Raw genomic sequence first — 16,419 nt, 5'->3', positions numbered from 1 at the left:
GCGCGCCGGGCATCCCGACGCGGTCGTCAGCTGTTCTGGTTCTGCTCGACCCAGGCGAGGTACTCGGGGCTGACCGTGCCCGTGACGTAGTCGCCCGTGAAGCAGCTCATCTCGAGATCCTGGATGCTCGTGCCCTCGGTGATGGCCGCCTGCATGTCGGCGACCTCCTGGTAGATGAGCTGATCGGCGCCGAGCTCCATGCCGATCTCGGGGATCTTGCGGCCGTGCGCCACGAGCTCGCGCGAGGTGGGCATGTTGATGCCGTAGACGTGCGGGTACCGCACCGGCGGAGCGGCGGAGGTGAAGGTGACCTTGCGCGCGCCGGCGGCCCGGGCCATCTCGACGATCTCCTTCGAGGTGGTGCCGCGCACGATCGAGTCGTCGACGATGAGGATGCTCTTGCCGGCGAACTCGCTCGACATGGCGTTGAGCTTCTGCTTGACGCTCTTCTTGCGCTCCGCCTGCCCGGGCATGATGAACGTGCGGCCGACGTAGCGGTTCTTGTAGAAGCCTTCGCGGTACTCGATGCCGAGCTTCTGCGCGACCTGCATCGCGGCCGGGCGGGAGGAGTCGGGGATGGGCATCACGACGTCGACGTCGCCGGCGGGCATGTGCCGCTCGATGGTGTCGGCGAGGCGGTCGCCGAGGCGCAGGCGGGCCTCGTAGACCGAGATGCCGTTCATGATCGAGTCGGGCCGGGCGAGGTAGACGTACTCGAACGAGCAGGGGATGAGGCGCGGATCGGCGGCGCACTGCTGCGAGATCATCTCGCCGCTGAGGGAGATGAACACCGCCTCGCCGGGCGCGAGGTCGCGCACGATCTCGTAGCCGCCGTGCTCGAGCACGAGCGATTCGCTCGCGACGACCCACTCGTCGCCGATGAGGCCGGTCGAGCGGCGGCCGAGCACGAGCGGGCGGATGCCGAACGGGTCGCGGAAGGCGAGCAGGCCGTGCCCGGCGATGAGGGCGATGGCGGCGTACGAGCCCTCGACGCGCTCGTGCAGGCGGCTGATGGCGGCGAAGACCTGGTCGGGGTCGAGGTCGTCGCTCGTGACCCGCTGCTGCAGCTCGTGGGCGAGCACGTTGACGAGCAGCTCGGTGTCGGAGTTGGTGTTGAGGTGGCGGCGGTCGACCTCGTTGAGCTCGCGCGACAGCTCGCGGGTGTTGGTGAGGTTGCCGTTGTGCACGAGGATGATGCCGTAGGGCGCGTTGACGTAGAACGGCTGCGCCTCCTCCTCGCTCGAGGCGGTGCCGCGGGTGGCGTAGCGCACGTGGCCGAGGCCGGTGGTGCCGAGCAGCGAGCGCATGTCGCGGGTGCGGTACGCCTCGCGCACCTGCCCCTTGGCCTTGAACATGTGCAGCACGCGGCCTTCGACGGTGGCGATGCCGGTGCTGTCCTGCCCGCGGTGCTGCAGGAGGGACAGGGCGTCGTACACCTGCTGGTTGACGGGGCTGGACGAGACGATCCCGACGATGCCGCACATGCGTGAATGCGCTCCAAGAAGAGGGAGGGTGAGCCCGATCGGGCGGCCCCCAGTCTCGCACATCCGCTCATCCGCGCAGGCCGCCGGGTGCGGCCCCGGTACGCTTGCCGGGTGACCTCGAGCGCATCCCGCAGCTATGCCGAAGCCGGCGTCGACACCGCGGCGGGCGATCTCGCCGTCGAGCTGATGAAGTCGGCGGTGGGCGCCACGCACGGCCCCCAGGTGCTCGGCGGCGTCGGCGGCTTCGCCGGCCTCTTCGACGCGAGCGCGCTGCTCGGCTACCGCCGCCCGCTGCTCGCCACCTCGACCGACGGCGTCGGCACGAAGGTCGCGATCGCGCAGGCCCTCGACATCCACCACACCATCGGGCAGGACCTCGTGGCGATGGTCGTCGACGACATCGTCGTGGTCGGCGCGACGCCGCTGTTCATGACCGACTACATCGCCTGCGGCACGGTGCACCCCGAGCGCATCGCGGCGATCGTGCGCGGCATCGCCGAGGCGTGCAGCGCGACGGGCACCGCGCTCGTCGGCGGCGAGACGGCCGAGCACCCGGGCCTGCTGGGCGCGGACGACTACGACGTGGCGGGCGCCGCCGTCGGCGTCGTCGAGGCGGATGCCGTGCTCGGGCCGGAGCGCGTGACCGACGGCGACGTCGTCATCGCCATGGCCTCCTCGGGCCTGCACTCGAACGGCTTCTCGCTCGTGCGGCACATCCTCGCGAGGAACGGCGTCGGGTACCACGACACGAGCGACGCGCTCGGCGGCGTCGTCGGCGAGGTGCTGCTCGAGCCGACGGCGCTCTACACGGCGCCCCTGCTCGAGCTGCTCGCCGCGCATCCCGGAGCGGTGCACGCCCTCTCGCACGTGACCGGCGGCGGCATCGCCGCGAACCTGGCCCGCGTGCTGCCCGTCGGCTCGTGGGTCGAGCTCGACCGCGGCACGTGGAGCCCGCCCGCGGTGTTCCGCGTGCTGAGCGACATGGCGGGCGACCCGCTCGAGAGCGCCGAGGGCACCTGGAACCTCGGCATCGGCATGCTCGCGGTCGTCGACGCCGCGCAGGCCTCCGCCGTCATCGCGGCGCTGGATGCCCGGGGCGTGCGCTCCTGGCAGGCGGGCACGGTCTCGACCTCGCGCCGGGAGCTCGCGGGCTTCGAGCAGGGCGCCAAGGGCGTCGACGGCGGAGCCGTCCGCCTCGTCGGGGCCTACGCGGGCTGAGCCGGCGGGCCGCCCGGCGCGCGACCGCGTGCGCGCGCCTGCCATGCACTTGATCGGCGCCCGCGGATGACGGGAGCCGCTCCGCGCGAGCGGGAGCGGCTTTCCCCTTCGCGGCCCTTCCACTGTGCAGGAACTCCATGATGAATTCTCGTGAAAGTCCTGCAGAGTGGAAGGAGCGGAGGGGAGGAACCGACGCCGGAGAAGCACGGGCGCGAGAGCGCCGCGCACGCGCGGCGCGGGCCTAGTGCGCGGCGGGGCCGAGGTTCTCGAGCGCCGCCTCGACCAGCGTCTCGACCCCGCGCTCGATCGTGGGGTGCAGCACCGGCGCGAAGTAGGGGGAGTGGTTCGTCGGCACGTCCTCCTCGAGGCGCCCCGCCGCTTCGGCGGTGCGCCAGGCGACGGGGTCGAGCCCTCCGACGAACCAGTACACGAGCGGCACCCCGGCCGCGGTGCTGAACTCGTTGACGTCCTCGCTGCCGGTGCGCGTGCCGAAGTCGATGACGTCGTCCGCGCCGAAGCGCTCCGCGAACCGCGCCCGCAGCCGCTCCGTCGCCGCGACGTCGTTGATCGTCGCGGCCGCCGTGTCGTCGACCGTGATCTCCGGCGGCGTCGTCATCCCCGAGGCCTGGCACTCGGCCTCGACGATGCGGCGGATGCCCTCCAGCAGCCGCGCGCGCACGCCCGCGTCGAGCGACCGCACGCTGAGGCCTAGCGTCGCCTCCGCCGGGATGATGTTGCTCTTCGTGCCCGCGTGCAGGAACCCGACCGTCACGACGGCGAGGTCGCGCGGCTGCACCTCCCGCGAGACGAGCGTCTGCAGGCGCATGACGATCGCCGAGGCCGTCACCACGGGATCGATCGTCGACTGCGGGCGCGAGCCGTGGCCACCGCGACCGTGGATGCGCACCGTGATGCTGTCGGCGCCCGCCATCGCGGGCCCGGCCGTGAGGCTGACGACGCCGGCCGGGATGTGCGTGAGGTGCTGGCCGAGCACGATCTGCGGCCGCGGGAACCGGTCGAGCAGGCCGTCGTCGATCATCGCCTTCGCGCCGCCGATCGTCTCCTCAGCCGGCTGGAACAGGGCGACCACGGTGCCCGACCAGCTCGCGCGCTCGGCGACGAGGCGCTCGAGCGCCCCCAGCAGCCACGTCACATGCATGTCGTGGCCGCACGCGTGCATGACGCCGGTCTCGGCGCCGTCGGCGCCGATCGCCCGCACCGTGCTCGCGTAGGGCAGTCCCGTCAGCTCGGTCACCGGCAGAGCATCCATGTCGGCGCGCAGCGCGATGACCGGGCCGTCGCCGTTGCGGAGGACGCCGACGACGCCCGTGCGGCCCACGCCCTCCGTGACCTCGAGGCCGAGATCGTGCAGGTGGGCGGCCACGATGCCGGCCGTGCGCGTCTCGGCGAAGGAGAGCTCGGGGTTCTCGTGCAGGTCGCGGTAGAGGGCATCCAGCGAGATCGTCATGCTGCGACGCTACCGGCCGCCACCCGCGTGCGGGCTCCGTCGCGCGGCGGCCGCGAGCAGTGCGGGGCGGCCGTGAACGGCGACGAGCCCGCAACCCCAGCGGGGAGCGGGCTCGTCGGGAGCGTTCGTGCCGCGCTAGGCGGTCTTCGGCGTGCCGGCGGAGTAGTCGTACTCCTCGTCGTCGTCATCCTCGTCGTCGGCCCACTTGTCGACGTAGTTCTCCTCCGCCGCGGCCTTGGCCGCGAGCTCTCGCTCGAGCGCGGTGAGATTGGTGTCGGGAGTGAAGTACTTCAGCTCGCGTGCCACCTTGGTGTGCTTCGCCTTCTGACGACCGCGGCCCATAGCGACCCCCTCGGGAATGTGTCGACCCTGGACTGCTCTGACGGCAAGGGCTGAAGGATCACAACCGATGCCCATCAGGACCGTCGAATCGAGTGCCTCCGCCCCGGGGGAGAACCCGACCGGAGCGGTATGAAAACTGCGGGGCAGTCTAGCACGCAGGGCCCTATCGGAGACTCCCTCAGACCCGCCTCGCGGCCGGGTGGAGCGACTACCCTCGGGCGGGTGACCGAATCCCCGCTCGCCACGAAATGCGTGGTCATCGGCGCCGGTCAGGCGGGCCTCTCGGTGGCCTACTACCTGCAGAAGCTCGGGCTCGACGCCGGCGAGGAGTTCGTGCTCATCGACCGGGGGCCCGGCACCGGCGGCGCCTGGCAGCACCGGTGGGATTCGATGCGCCTCGGCTCGGCCCACCGCGTCAACGACCTGCCCGGCATGGACGAGCTCGGCCTCAGCTTCGGCACCGCCGACCGCGACGTGCCCGCGAAGCAGGTCGTCGCCGACTACTACCGGCAGTACGAGGAGCACTACAACCTGCAGGTCGTGCGCCCCGCCACCGTCACCAAGGTCACCGACGTCGGCGGGCCGCTGCTGCTCGACATCAGCACCGAGGCCGGCATCATCGACCTGCTCGGCACGACGATCGTCAACGCCACCGGCACCTGGGGCAGCCCCTTCGTGCCCTGGTACCCGGGGCTGCGCGACTTCGCCGGCCGGCACCTGCACACCGCGCAGTACGAGCGGGCCGCCGACTTCGCCGGCCTCGACGTCGTCGTCGTCGGCGGCGGCACGAGCGCCATCGGGTTCCTGCTCGAGCTCGACGGGGTGGCCCGCTCGGTCACGTGGTCGACCCGGCGGGAGCCGGAGTTCATCGACGGCCCGAGCCTCAACCTCGAGGACGCCGTCAAGGCCGTCGGCATGCAGGACGACGCGGCGCGCGCCGGCCGTGCGCTGCCGAGCATCGTCAGCGGCACGGGCGTGCCCCGCACGCGCCGCATCCAGGCCGGGCTCGAGCGCGGCGTGCTCGTCTCCCGCGGCGTCATCGAGCGCATCGAGCCCGACGGCGTGCGCGTCGAGGGCGGCGAGTTCCTGCCCGCGCAGGCCATCATCTGGGCCACCGGGTTCCGCCCCGAGCTGCGGCACCTCGCGCCGCTGCGCCTGCGCGAGCCCGAGGGCGGCGTGGTCGTCTCGAGCCACCACAGCGAGCGCGACGGCCGCATCTTCTTCGCCGGCTACGGCCCCAGCGCCTCCACCATCGGCGCCAACCGCGCGGGCCGCAACATCGCCCGGCAGGTCATCGCGACGCTGAGCCGCCTCGGCCGCTGAGGGCCCGACCGCCCAGGCGATCGATCGGGGGGATGCCCCGCGCACGCCCCGCGGTGTTGACTGGCCGCATGAGCACCGAGTCGACGCCCCGGGCATCCCGCATCCGGCGGGCCCTCGCGCGCCATCGCCGGGCCGTCGGGATCACCGGCGCCGCCCTCGCCCTCGCGCTCGCGGCGCTCTGGGTCGTGGTGGTGCCCGGCGAGGCGGCCGAGGCGCAGGGCGTCCAGTACTTCGCGCTGCGGTGGGCCCACCCGCTGTGCTGGCTGCTGCTCGCCGTCGCCGGGGTGCTGCACGCGAGCCGCGCGCCCGATCGCCTGCGCGACGCGGCGCTGTGGGCGGCGCTCGCCGCGTACGGGGCCTTCCTGCTCGCCCTCGCCCTCTGAGCGCGCGGCGTTCGTGGCAGGCTGGCGGGCATGACCGCCGAACCGTTCACCGTCGCCGTCTCCATCACGGTGATCGTCTTCCTCGTGCTGCTCGTCGTGATGGGCGTCATCTTCGTCACGGTCGTCATGCGGCCCACGCGGCGCGCGCTGGAGGAGCGCAAGCGCCGCGAGCAGCAGGAGGCCGGCGGGCACGCGGGCGGCCACGATTCCTGGCGCGACGGCGACGACGACGGGGGTGGGCCGACGAGCGGCACCGGCCCGCGCGGTCGCGATGGGATGACCGATCATGATGGGCCCGGCACCGACGGCGGAGGCAGCGACGGCGGCGGAGGCGGAGGTGGGGACTGACCCCGTCCCGCCGATCGACCTGTCCATGCTGCGCGGTCGAGGACGAGGACCCTGGCGAGCCGCCGGTTGGCGGCGGCGTTTCGCGGGATTCTCCGCGCAGGCGCGACACCCGCGGTCCGCAGCTGCCACTGCGCGCAGTGCGCGACGCGCAACGCGCGGCTTAGGCACCCCGGCACCGTGCCCTGCGCACGACGACGGGGCGAGCATCCACCGGATGCCCGCCCCGCCTCATTCCTCAGCCGCGACCCGCGCGGCGTTGCACCGTCAGCCGCGCAGCCCGCGCAGGCGGCCGCGGCGCGCGCCGACCGCCGCGAGCCCGCCGCCGAGCAGCAGCGTGAGCCGAGCAGCAGCGCGCCGCGGGCGTCGGCGGCGCCCGTCGCGGCGAGCGCGCCCGAGCCGGAGCCGCGCCCGAGCCGCCCGACCCGACGCCGTCCGAGCCGCCGCCGGGCGTGCCCGGCCCCGCTCCCGGCCCGCCGTCGCCCGGCACCGCGGCGATCTCGGCCTCGAGGGCCACCCGGTCGACGCTCGTGGTGCCGGCGCCGTCGAGCGTCAGGCTCCAGCCGCGCACGTCGGCGGGCACCAGCCCGCCCGCGGCGAGGGGCTCGAGAGCGGCATCCCCCACCGGCGCGAACGCGCTGAACGGCACCGTCACCTGCTGCCACCCGGTTCCCGTGACCGGCACCGTCGCGGTCCACTGCTCGGCCGTGTCGGGCGCCTGGTACACGCGGATGTAGTCGACGAGCAGCGACTGCGGGAACACGAGGTCGTCGCCGATCGCGCCGCCGAAGTTGCCGCCGATGGCGACGTTCGTCAGCAGGGTGAACGGGTGGTCGTAGACCCACTCGTTCGGGGCGACGTCCTCGGGGCTGGCAGAGTGGTACTGGATGCCGTCGACGTACCAGTCGATGCTCTCCGGGGTCCAGACCGTCTCGAAGGTGTGCCAGTCGGCCGGCACCGGCGTGCCGAAGTCGTAGATGCCGCCGAACGACTGGCCGCCCGAGTAGCCGGGCCCGTGGATGGTGCCGAAGATCTCGTTCGGCAGGCGCCCGACGAACTCCATGACGTCGATCTCGCCGGTCTGCGGCCAGCCGACGGCGCGGAAGTCGTTGCCGAGCGTCCACACCGCGGGCCAGATGCCGCTGCCCTCGGGCACGAAGACGCGGGTCTCGATGCGCCCGTACTGGAACTCCTGCTTGCCCTCGGTGATGAGGCGCGCCGAGGTGTGGGTGCAGGGGCCGTACCAGCACTGCGGGCCGTCGACCGAGGGCTCGATCTCGCGGGCCGTGATGCGCAGGTTGCCCTCGCCGTCGAGCGCCGCGTTGTCGGTCGAGTCGGTGTAGTACTGGAGCCCGCACCGATGAGCACCGGGCCCTCGCCGAGGCGCAGGCCGCGCGCGCTCACCGCGCCGGAACCGCGCGGGTCAACCGCCGCCGAGCACGAACCCCGCGGCGGCGGCCCCCACGCCGAGTACGACGGTCACGGCCACGTTGGCGATCGCGCGCAGGATGCCCCGCGCGCGTCGCCCGCGCGGCGCCGAGGCGAGCGAGGCCGAGTCGACGGCGAGGGTCGAGAAGGTCGTGAGCCCGCCGCAGAGGCCGGCGAGCAGGATCACCCGCAGCTCGGCGTCGGCGACGACCGCCACGGCCAGCCCGGCGATGAACGACCCGGCGACGTTGACCGCGACGATGCCCCAGGGCAGGCCGCCGCGCTCGCCGGCGAGGTGGTTGACGGCGTAGCGGACGAGCGCGGCGAGGCCGCCGGCGAGGGCGACGGCGAGCACGAGCAGCGGGGTCACGACTCGGCCTCCGGGGGGTCGGTCGACGCGGGGTCGATCGAACCCGGGTCGGCGGGGTCCGGCCGGGGAGCGGTGAAGACCCGCCCCAGCACGATGCCGCCCGCGGCCGCTCCGATCCCGAGCACGAGGTTGAGCGCGAGACTGGCGGCCGCCGCGAGCGCCAGGCCCGCGTCGGCGAGCACGACCACCGAGACGGCGAGCGCCGAGAAGGTCGTGAACGAGCCGAGCAGTCCGGCCGTCAGGCCGGCGCGCAGCCAGCGGGGGGCCCGCACGGGCAGCGCGCCCGCGACGACTCCGAGCGCGAGGCTGCCGACGACGTTCACCAGCAGGGTGCTCGCCGCGAGGCCCGTGGGCATGTTCGGCAGGGCGGTGTCGAGGGCGAGGCGCAGGGTCGAGCCGAGCATCCCGCCCGCGATGACGGCCAGCAGCACGACCGGCCCGAACGCGGATGCGCCGCCCGCCCCCGCGCGAGCGGGGGTTCGGGCGGCGGTCACGGCCTCACCCTAGCGAGGCGGTGCGACTCACCCGAGCAGCCCGCGCACCTCGGCGCGCAGCCGGTCGAGGCCCTGCTCGAGGTGCTCGGCGGCCGCCTCGGGCACGGTGCCGCGCGAGGCCGCCGTGCGCAGCTCCGCCCGCAGCTCGTGCCGGAACCGGGTCAGCGCCGCGTCGGCCCGCTGGGCGCGCTCGCGGGCGAGGTCGCGCTCGACGCGCGGCTGACGGGGGGCGGATGCGCTGCTCGCGCCGCGTCCCGGGCATCCCGCGCCGCATCGCGCGCCGCGTCGGCGGCCGACCGCGCGGAGTCCCGCGCATCCCGCCCGCTCGCCCGCGCCTCGTCGCGCGCCTCGCGCGCGGCGGCGGCGAGCTCGGCCCGCAGCTCCTTCATGGCGGCGCCGACCGAGCTGCGCACCTCGTCGGCGAGCCGGCGCACCGAGTCGCCGATGCCGTCCTCGATGCCCTCGAGCTCGTCCTGCCGGTCGGCGAGCTCCTGCCGGCCGGCGTCGGTGATCGAGTAGACGGTCTTGCGCCCGTCGCTCTGCTTCGTGACGAGCCCCTCCTCCTCGAGCTTCGCGAGGCGCGGGTAGATGGTGCCCGCCGAGGGCGTGTAGGTGCCGCCGAAGCGGTCGCTGAGCGCCTGGATGATCTCGTAGCCGTGCATCGATCGCTCGGCCAGCACGTGCAGCAGGTAGAGCCGCAGGTGCCCGTGCCCGAAGACCGCCGGGCTCATGCCGAGGCCTCGGATCCGGCCGGGGCCGCGCCGCCCGCATCGGCTCCGGCACCGCGCTCGGCGTGCACGACCGAGACGTCGCCCGAGACGCTGCTCGAGCGCACCTCGGTGAAGCTGCCCGCGAGCGCGCCGTAGCGGCCGTTGTACGAGCCGCGCACGCCCGTGATGCGGGCGTCGTCGAGCTGCAGGCGGCCGGTGAGCGTCGAGATGAGGTACTGCGCGGGCACGCCGGCGTCGAGCCGCACGGTGACGTCGCCGCTGACGGTCTTCGTCTCGATGCGGTCGGGGGCGCCGACGAGGTCGAGGAACACGTCGCCCGAGACGCCGTCGCCGTCGAAGCGCGCCACGTCGCCGCTGACCGTGATGTCGCCGCTCACGGTGTGGGCGCGCACCTCGCCGCGGTGGCCGCGCACGTCCATCTCGCCGCTGACGGTGTTGAGCTGCAGCGCGCCCACCATGCCGTCGATGACGACGTCGCCGCTGACCGTGCTGACGGTCGCGTCGGCGTGCAGCCCGCTGATGAGGGCGCTCGCGCTGACGACGCCGAAGCTGAGGGCGACCGAGCGCGGCACGAGCACGCTGACCTCGGCCCGCGCCTTGCCGCGGAACAGCCGGAACGTCTCGATGAAGTTCTCCCACCGCATCTGCGGGTGGTCGATGACGAGCCGGTCGCCCTCGACGGCGATCTTGAGGTCGCGGCCGCTGACGGAGTGCACCTCCACGCGCGCGCCGGGCTCGTCGTGGGCGACGATGTCGATCTGCCCCGCGATGAGGCTGACCTTGAGCGAGGCGATCCGCTCGAGCTCGATGACCGTCGGCTCCGCGACGATCCAGGTCTCCTGCGCCATGCTGCCGTTCCCTTCGATGGTGGATGCCCGGCTCGCGATATATCGCGAGTGGCGAGCATCACGATATATCGCGAGTCAGGCTGCGCGCAAGGGGTCGGTCGAGGGGCGGCGTCGCGCCGGGCGCGGCGGATCTCCGGCGAGCGGCACCCGCAGGCGGGGCAGCGTCCAGTGCACCATCGGCCCGATGAGCAGCGCGAAGGCCACGGTGCCGACGCCGACCGTGCCGCCGAGCATCCACCCGATGGCCAGCACCGTCAGCTCGACGCCCGTGCGCACCTTCCAGATGGCCCAGCCGAAGCGGGCGTTCGCGCCGGTCATGAGGCCGTCGCGGGGGCCGGGGCCGAAGCGCGCGCCGAGGTAGAGGCCGGTCGCGAGGGCGAGCAGGGCGAGGCCGCCGGCGAACAGCAGGATGCGCGCCCACAGCTCCTCGGGCGTGCGCACGAGAGCCAGGCCGAGGTCGAGGGCGAGGCCGACGAGCAGCACGTTGAGCACGGTGCCGATGCCCGGCCGCTGCTTCAGCGGGATCCACAGCAGCAGCACGATGGCGCCGACGACGATCGTCACGAGGCCGATGCTCCAGCCGGACTGCCGGGCGATGCCCTGGGCGAAGACCGTCCACGGGTCGAGGCCGATGTCGGCGCGGATCATGAGCGAGATCGCGATGCCGTAGAGCAGCAGGCCGAGCATGAGCTGGCCCCAGCGGCGCACGAGGACGCGCGGGGCGCGGGGCTCGGGGGAGGACATGACCCCAGTGAATCGGCGAATTGGCCTGTGATCAAGAGGCCAATCGGCGTACTGTGGCCGCATGAGCGCCCTCACCTCCCGCGGATTGGCCATCCTGCTCGGCGACTGGCGCGCCGACGCGACTGCGCCCGTGCCGCGCCCGCTGTACGAGGTGCTCGCCGATCGCATCCGCCTGCTCGTGCTCGATGGCCGCGTCGCGCTCGGCATCCGCCTGCCGGCCGAGCGCGCGCTCGCCGCGCACGAGGGGCTCAGCCGCACGACCGTCGCGGGCGCCTACGCCCGGCTGCGCGATCTCGGCTACCTGCGCAGCGTGCGCGGCTCGGGCTCGGTCGTGCAGCTGCCGCCCGGCGATGCGCCGCCCATGATCGGCGCCCCCGGAACGGGCCTGCTCGACTTCTCCTCCGCCAGCCTGCCCGCCGTGCCGCTCATCACCGAGGCCGCGCGCGAGGCCGCCGAGTTGCTGCCGCGCCACCTCGAGGCCCCCGGCTTCGACCTGCTCGGCCTGCCCGAGCTGCGCGCCGCGATCGCCGAGCGCTGCACGCGCGCGGGGGTGCCGACCGAGCCCGACGAGATCATGGTCACCCTCGGCGCCCAGCACGCCCTCGCCCTCGTCGCGCGCACCCTGCTCGCCCGCGGCGACCGCGTGCTCGTCGAATCGCCTACCTACCCGCACGCCATCGAGGCGCTGCGCGGGGCGGGCGGCCGCCTCGTCACGGTACCCGTCACGACCGGCGAGGGCTGGGACGACGAGGCACTCGCCCGCGTCTTCGCCCGCAGCTCGCCCGCCCTCGCCTACCTCATGCCCGACTTCCACAACCCGACGACCCGCGTCATGCCCGACGCCCAGCGCGCCCGGGTCGCGGCGCTCGCCGAGGCGCACGGCACCGTGCTCGTCGTCGACGAGACCATGGCCGACCTCGGCTTCGAGGGTCCGACCGCGACGCCCATGGCGGCGTTCGGGCCCGGCATCGTCACCCTCGGCTCGGTCGGCAAGAGCATCTGGGGCGGCATCCGCCTCGGCTGGATCCGCGCCGACCGCGCCCTCATCACCCGCCTCGCCGTCGCGCGCTCCGCGGGCGACCTGGGCTCCCCGACGCTCGAGCAGCTCGTCCTGCTGCGCCTGCTCGACCGATACGACCGGGTGCTGGATGCCCGGCGTGCGCAGCTCGTCGCCGGCCACGCCCTCATGGCCCGCGAGCTCGCCCGCCGCTTCCCGAGCTGGAGCGTGCCCGAGGTCGGCGGGGGCCTCACCTTCTGGGTGGGCATCGGCGCGCCCGTCGCGAGCCGCCTCGCGCTCGCCGCCCGCGCCGAGGGCGTGCTCATCGGGGCCGGGCCGCGCTTCGGCATCGACGGCGCCTTCGAGCGGTTCGTGCGCATCCCGTTCTGCCGGCCGGAGGAGGAGTCGCTGCGGGCGCTCGATGCGCTGCAGCGGGCGTGGGCGGGGCTCGGCGAGCAGCCCGCGCCGGCGGCCTCGGCGGGGGAGCTGCTCGAGACGGTGGTCTGAGGCGGTCGCGGGCACCCTGACCGATCGGTAAGTTCGAGGTCGGCACCCGGTGCCTCCTTTGGCAACGTCCAGCCTCCGCTGGGATGCTGACCAGCGCGCTCCCCCCGCCCGCACCACGGGCTCCCACCGTCGTCACGCCTCTCGTCCGGAGTCCCTCCCGTGCATCTGCTCTCCGTCTTCAGCCTCCGCAACCGGGCGCTCATCGCGCTCGTCACGATCGTGGTCGGCATCTTCGGCGGTCTCGCCCTGACGAGCCTCAAGCAGGAGCTCATCCCCTCGGTGAGCTTCCCGCAGGTCATCGTGCTGACGCAGTACGGCGGCGCGGCCCCCGAGGTCGTCGAGGGCGACGTCTCGACCCCCATCGAGACGGCGCTGCAGGCCGTGCCCGATCTCGACTCCTCGAGCGCGACCTCGAGCACGGGCTTCTCGGTCGTCTCGGCGAGCTTCGAGTTCGGCACCGACATCGCCCGGGCCGAGCAGCGCGTGCAGCTCGCCGTCAACCGGCTCGACCTGCCCGAGGCGGCCGACGTGCAGGTGCTCACCGGCTCGATCGACGACCTGCCCGTCATCCAGATCGGCGTCACGAGCGACCTCGACCAGGGCGCGCTCGCCGACGCCCTCGAGAACCAGGCCGTGCCCGAGCTCACCGAGCTCGACGGCGTGCGCGAGGCCAGCGTCTCCGGCGCCGTCGGCGACCGCGTGACGATCACGGCCGACCGGGCGCTGCTCGCCGAGCGCGGGCTCACCACGGCCGACCTCACCGACACCCTCGACGCGAACGGGGTGCTGCTGCCCGCCGGCACGATCACCGAGGGCGAGCAGTCGCTCGCCGTGCTCACGGGCGTGCAGATCACGACGCCGGAGGAGCTCGCGGCCCTGCCGATCGTCGGCGCCGAGGGCGGCGACCCGCTCACGACCATCGGCGATCTCGCCGAGGTGGCGATCGTGAGCGACCCCGTCGACAGCCTCTCCCGCGTCAACGGCGAGCCCGCGCTGACCCTCGCCGTGACGAAGACCCCGGACGGCAACACCGTCGAGGTCTCGCGCCTCGTCCAGGAGGCCCTGCCGCAGCTCGCCGACGCGATCGGCTCGAACACGACCTTCGACATCGTCTTCGATCAGGCGCCGTTCATCGAGAGCTCGATCGAGGCGCTCGCCACCGAGGGCACGCTCGGCCTCGTCTTCGCCGTCATCGTCATCCTCGTGTTCCTGCTGTCGGTGCGCTCGACGATCGTCACCGCCATCTCGATCCCCACTTCGGTGCTGCTGACCTTCATCGGCATGCAGGTCTCGGGCTACACGCTCAACATCCTCACCCTCGGCGCCATCACGATCGCGATCGGCCGCGTCGTCGACGACTCGATCGTCGTCGTGGAGAACATCAAGCGGCACCTCGCCCTCGGCGAGGAGAAGCTGCAGGCCATCACGGTCGGCGTGAAGGAGGTCGCCTCGGCGATCACCGCCTCGACCGTCACGACCATCGCGGTGTTCCTGCCGCTCGCGCTCGTCGGCGACATCACGGGCGAGCTGTTCCGGCCCTTCGCCCTGACGACGGCGATCGCGCTCGGCGCCTCGCTCTTCGTCTCGCTCACGATCGTGCCGGTGCTCTCGTACTGGTTCCTGCGCCCGCCGAAGGCCGGCAGCCACTCGGCGATGACGTTCGAGGAGGAGTCGGCGAACCCGGGCCGCCTGCAGCGCGCCTACCTGCCCGTCATCCGCTGGACGCTGCGCAAGCCCGTCGCGACCCTGCTGCTCGCCCTGCTCGTGCTCGGCGGCACCGGCGCGCTCGCCACCGGCCTGCAGACCAACTTCATCGGCAACTCCGGCCAGAACACCCTCACCGTCACCCAGTCGCTCGACAACGGCGCGAGCCTCGACGCGCTCGACGAGGCGGCGACGCAGGTGGAGGAGGCCCTCGACCAGGTCGACGGCCTCGAGACCGTGCAGGTCTCGATCGGCTCGGGCGGCGGCTCGCTGCTGTCGCTCTTCGGCGGCGGCGGCGACGTGACCTTCTCGATCACGACCGACGAGGATGCCGATCAGGAGCAGATCCAGGCCGACGTGCGCGACGCCGTCGAGCCCCTCGAGGGCGTCGGCGAGATCTCGGTGGCGAGCGCCGACTCCGGCTTCGCCTCCTCCTCGATCGACGTCGACATCACCGCGGCGAGCCAGGCCGATCTGAACGAGGCGAGCGACCGCGTGCTCGAGGCCGTGCGCGCGCTCGACATCACCGCCGAGGCGACGAGCAACCTCAGCGACACGCAGCCCTACCTGGCCGTGCAGGTCGACCGCGACCGGGCCGCCGAGCTCGGCCTCAGCGAGATCGCCGTCGGCGGCATCGTCTCCGAGGCCATGTTCCCGGCGAGCGTGGGCGAGGTCGTCATCGACGAGCGCACCCTCGCGATCTACCTGCCGAACACGGATGCCCCCACCACGGTCGACGAGCTGCGCGCGTTCAGCATCCCCACCGCGCAGGGGCCGCTGCCGCTCAGCGACCTCGCGACCGTCGAGGAGGTCGACGGCCCCGCGAACATCACCACCATCCGCGGCGTGCGCAGCGCGACCGTCTCCGTCACGCCCTCGACGGCCGACGTCGGAACCGCCTCCACGGCCGTGCAGGCCGCGGTCGACGAGGTCGAGCTGCCCGACAGCGCGACCGCGACCCTCGGCGGCGTGACCGCGCAGCAGGGCGACGCCTTCAGCCAGCTCGGTCTCGCGCTGCTCGCGGCGATCCTCATCGTCTACGTCGTCATGGTGGCGACGTTCAAGAGCCTGCGCCAGCCGCTGCTGCTGCTCGTCTCCATCCCCTTCGCTGCGACGGGCGCCATCGCGCTGCAGCTCATCGCGGGCATCCCGCTCGGCGTGCCCTCGCTCATCGGCGTGCTCATGCTCATCGGCATCGTCGTGACGAACGCGATCGTGCTCATCGACCTGGTGAACCAGTTCCGCGAGAAGGGGCTCAAGGTCGGCCCCGCGCTGCTCGAGGGCTCGTCGCGACGCCTGCGCCCCATCCTCATGACGGCGGCGGCGACGATCTTCGCGCTCACCCCGCTGGGCCTCGGCATCACCGGCAGCGGCGGGTTCATCTCGCAGCCGCTCGCGATCGTCGTCATCGGCGGGCTCATCTCCTCCACCCTGCTGACGCTCGTCGTGCTGCCGGCGCTGTACTACCTCGTCGAGGGCGCGAAGGAGCGCCGTCAGGACCGCCGGGCCGCCGAGGCGGACGCCGAGCCGACCCCCGCCACGACGACGGCTTAGCGCCGGCGCCCGAGCTCGTCGAGCGTCGCGCGCGGGTCGATCGCGAGCCGGGCGCGCAGCGCGGTGTCGTGGTGCAGGCGGTCGAGGAACGGGAGGACGACGTCGACGTCGGCGGCCGGGTAGCCGATCGCGTGGTGCGGCGTCGCCGTCCACTCCGCCTCATCGCCCGTGAGCGTCGTCGCGCGCAGGCGCAGCAGCGCGGGGTCGCGGGGCCCGACGCCGACCGCGTCGAGCGCGGATGAGGCGACCGCCACCACGGCGTCCGCCAGGCGGATGAGGCCGACGCGGCGCGAGGGCACCACCCACTCGATCGTCGTCAGCTCGTCCCAGTCGAGCGCGTCGTGCTCCTGACCGGGCTCGCGCCACAGCAGCTCCTCCCGCGTGAGCAGGATGTGCATGCCGTTCGGGTCGCCGACCGCGAGCCCGTGGTCGGGGGCGAGCTCGAGCGGGCCGACGCGGTCTGTCATGGCCGAACCGTA

General features: G+C 73.5%; 16 protein-coding genes. 6 read left to right on the top strand and 10 right to left on the bottom strand.

Translation table 11 applies throughout. The features are described 5' to 3' along the window. Window positions 1-26: 26 nt before the first annotated feature. Window positions 27-1,484, bottom strand: a complete 1,458-nt coding sequence (gene purF / locus HGB54_RS11770; protein ID WP_168916579.1) for an amidophosphoribosyltransferase — start codon at window positions 1,482-1,484, stop codon at window positions 27-29. A gap of 111 nt (window positions 1,485-1,595) precedes the next feature. On the opposite strand from purF, the gene purM reads away from it, so the two are divergent. Beyond that, complete coding sequence (gene purM, locus HGB54_RS11765; protein WP_228545829.1) at window positions 1,596-2,702, top strand: phosphoribosylformylglycinamidine cyclo-ligase; 1,107 nt, start codon at window positions 1,596-1,598, stop codon at window positions 2,700-2,702. A gap of 241 nt (window positions 2,703-2,943) precedes the next feature. Here purM and HGB54_RS11760 read toward each other — a convergent pair whose 3' ends face one another. Next, window positions 2,944-4,170 carry an amidohydrolase gene (locus HGB54_RS11760; protein WP_168916577.1) on the bottom strand — a complete coding sequence of 409 codons (1,227 nt, stop codon included), beginning with the start codon at window positions 4,168-4,170 and terminating at the stop codon, window positions 2,944-2,946. A 135-nt stretch (window positions 4,171-4,305) separates the two neighbouring features. Continuing rightward, window positions 4,306-4,512: a DUF3073 domain-containing protein gene (locus HGB54_RS11755; RefSeq protein WP_168916576.1), complete on the bottom strand. Its 207-nt coding sequence runs from the start codon at window positions 4,510-4,512 to the stop codon at window positions 4,306-4,308. Between the two features lie 222 nt (window positions 4,513-4,734). Here HGB54_RS11755 and HGB54_RS11750 point away from each other — a divergent pair, with 222 nt between their 5' ends. The 3 genes from HGB54_RS11750 to HGB54_RS11740 all read left to right on the top strand — a co-directional run bounded on the left by HGB54_RS11750 (window position 4,735) and on the right by HGB54_RS11740 (window position 6,566). Continuing rightward, window positions 4,735-5,835, top strand: coding sequence for an NAD(P)-binding domain-containing protein (locus HGB54_RS11750; RefSeq protein ID WP_228545828.1), 1,101 nt, complete (start codon window positions 4,735-4,737; stop codon window positions 5,833-5,835). Between the two features lie 68 nt (window positions 5,836-5,903). After that, window positions 5,904-6,218 (top strand): hypothetical protein, encoded by a 315-nt coding sequence (locus tag HGB54_RS11745; RefSeq protein WP_168916574.1) that lies wholly within the window; start codon window positions 5,904-5,906, stop codon window positions 6,216-6,218. 30 nt (window positions 6,219-6,248) lie between these two features. Beyond that, entirely contained in the window at window positions 6,249-6,566 is a 318-nt protein-coding gene (locus HGB54_RS11740) for a hypothetical protein (protein ID WP_168916573.1), read from the top strand. Window positions 6,567-6,801: 235 nt separating this feature from the next. On the opposite strand, the gene HGB54_RS12770 is transcribed toward HGB54_RS11740, so the two are convergent. The 6 genes from HGB54_RS12770 to yczE all read right to left on the bottom strand — a co-directional run bounded on the left by HGB54_RS12770 (window position 6,802) and on the right by yczE (window position 11,178). Next, entirely contained in the window at window positions 6,802-7,860 is a 1,059-nt protein-coding gene (locus tag HGB54_RS12770; protein WP_407663504.1) for a glycoside hydrolase family 16 protein, read from the bottom strand. 126 nt (window positions 7,861-7,986) lie between these two features. Then, window positions 7,987-8,361, bottom strand: coding sequence for a fluoride efflux transporter FluC (locus tag HGB54_RS11730; protein WP_168916572.1), 375 nt, complete (start codon window positions 8,359-8,361; stop codon window positions 7,987-7,989). Continuing rightward, window positions 8,358-8,855 carry a fluoride efflux transporter FluC gene (locus HGB54_RS11725; protein WP_228545827.1) on the bottom strand — a complete coding sequence of 166 codons (498 nt, stop codon included), beginning with the start codon at window positions 8,853-8,855 and terminating at the stop codon, window positions 8,358-8,360. Before HGB54_RS11725 ends, HGB54_RS11730 begins: the two co-directional genes overlap by 4 nt. A gap of 161 nt (window positions 8,856-9,016) precedes the next feature. Further along, on the bottom strand, window positions 9,017-9,586 hold the full coding sequence (locus tag HGB54_RS11720) for a PadR family transcriptional regulator (protein ID WP_168916571.1): 570 nt from the start codon (window positions 9,584-9,586) through the stop codon (window positions 9,017-9,019). Next, entirely contained in the window at window positions 9,583-10,434 is an 852-nt protein-coding gene (locus HGB54_RS11715; RefSeq protein WP_168916570.1) for a DUF4097 family beta strand repeat-containing protein, read from the bottom strand. The genes HGB54_RS11720 and HGB54_RS11715 overlap by 4 nt, the downstream gene beginning before the upstream one ends. 75 nt (window positions 10,435-10,509) lie before the next feature. Continuing rightward, window positions 10,510-11,178, bottom strand: coding sequence for a membrane protein YczE (gene yczE, locus HGB54_RS11710; protein WP_168916569.1), 669 nt, complete (start codon window positions 11,176-11,178; stop codon window positions 10,510-10,512). Between the two features lie 61 nt (window positions 11,179-11,239). Here yczE and yczR point away from each other — a divergent pair, with 61 nt between their 5' ends. Next, window positions 11,240-12,682 (top strand): MocR-like transcription factor YczR, encoded by a 1,443-nt coding sequence (gene yczR, locus HGB54_RS11705; protein ID WP_168916568.1) that lies wholly within the window; start codon window positions 11,240-11,242, stop codon window positions 12,680-12,682. A gap of 159 nt (window positions 12,683-12,841) precedes the next feature. Then, entirely contained in the window at window positions 12,842-15,940 is a 3,099-nt protein-coding gene (locus tag HGB54_RS11700) for an efflux RND transporter permease subunit (protein ID WP_168916567.1), read from the top strand. On the opposite strand, the gene HGB54_RS11695 is transcribed toward HGB54_RS11700, so the two are convergent. Next, the gene (locus HGB54_RS11695) at window positions 15,937-16,407 is read right to left on the bottom strand and encodes a hypothetical protein (RefSeq protein ID WP_168916566.1); all 471 of its coding nucleotides are present in this window, start codon (window positions 16,405-16,407) and stop codon (window positions 15,937-15,939) included. The two genes, HGB54_RS11700 and HGB54_RS11695, sit on opposite strands and share 4 nt — an antisense overlap. Window positions 16,408-16,419 lie beyond the last annotated feature (12 nt).

Origin of the sequence: Microcella flavibacter, assembly GCF_012530535.1 — a bacterium.
In the GTDB taxonomy this organism is placed as follows: Bacteria; Actinomycetota; Actinomycetes; order Actinomycetales; family Microbacteriaceae; genus Microcella; species Microcella flavibacter.
Note: the sequence above shows the minus strand (reverse complement) of the source record. Positions and strands in the feature narration are given on the sequence as shown.

What these genes read in the sequence shown, in the direction of transcription:
- purF (WP_168916579.1), bottom strand. Translation starts at nt 1,484, where the DNA reads ATGTGCGGCATCGTCGGGATCGTCTCGTCCAGCCCCGTCAACCAGCAG.
- HGB54_RS11760 (WP_168916577.1), bottom strand. Translation starts at nt 4,170, where the DNA reads ATGACGATCTCGCTGGATGCCCTCTACCGCGACCTGCACGAGAACCCC.
- HGB54_RS11755 (WP_168916576.1), bottom strand. Translation starts at nt 4,512, where the DNA reads ATGGGCCGCGGTCGTCAGAAGGCGAAGCACACCAAGGTGGCACGCGAG.
- HGB54_RS11745 (WP_168916574.1), top strand. Translation starts at nt 5,904, where the DNA reads ATGAGCACCGAGTCGACGCCCCGGGCATCCCGCATCCGGCGGGCCCTC.
- HGB54_RS11740 (WP_168916573.1), top strand. Translation starts at nt 6,249, where the DNA reads ATGACCGCCGAACCGTTCACCGTCGCCGTCTCCATCACGGTGATCGTC.
- HGB54_RS11720 (WP_168916571.1), bottom strand. Translation starts at nt 9,586, where the DNA reads ATGAGCCCGGCGGTCTTCGGGCACGGGCACCTGCGGCTCTACCTGCTG.
- HGB54_RS11715 (WP_168916570.1), bottom strand. Translation starts at nt 10,434, where the DNA reads ATGGCGCAGGAGACCTGGATCGTCGCGGAGCCGACGGTCATCGAGCTC.
- yczE (WP_168916569.1), bottom strand. Translation starts at nt 11,178, where the DNA reads ATGTCCTCCCCCGAGCCCCGCGCCCCGCGCGTCCTCGTGCGCCGCTGG.
- yczR (WP_168916568.1), top strand. Translation starts at nt 11,240, where the DNA reads ATGAGCGCCCTCACCTCCCGCGGATTGGCCATCCTGCTCGGCGACTGG.
- HGB54_RS11695 (WP_168916566.1), bottom strand. Translation starts at nt 16,407, where the DNA reads ATGACAGACCGCGTCGGCCCGCTCGAGCTCGCCCCCGACCACGGGCTC.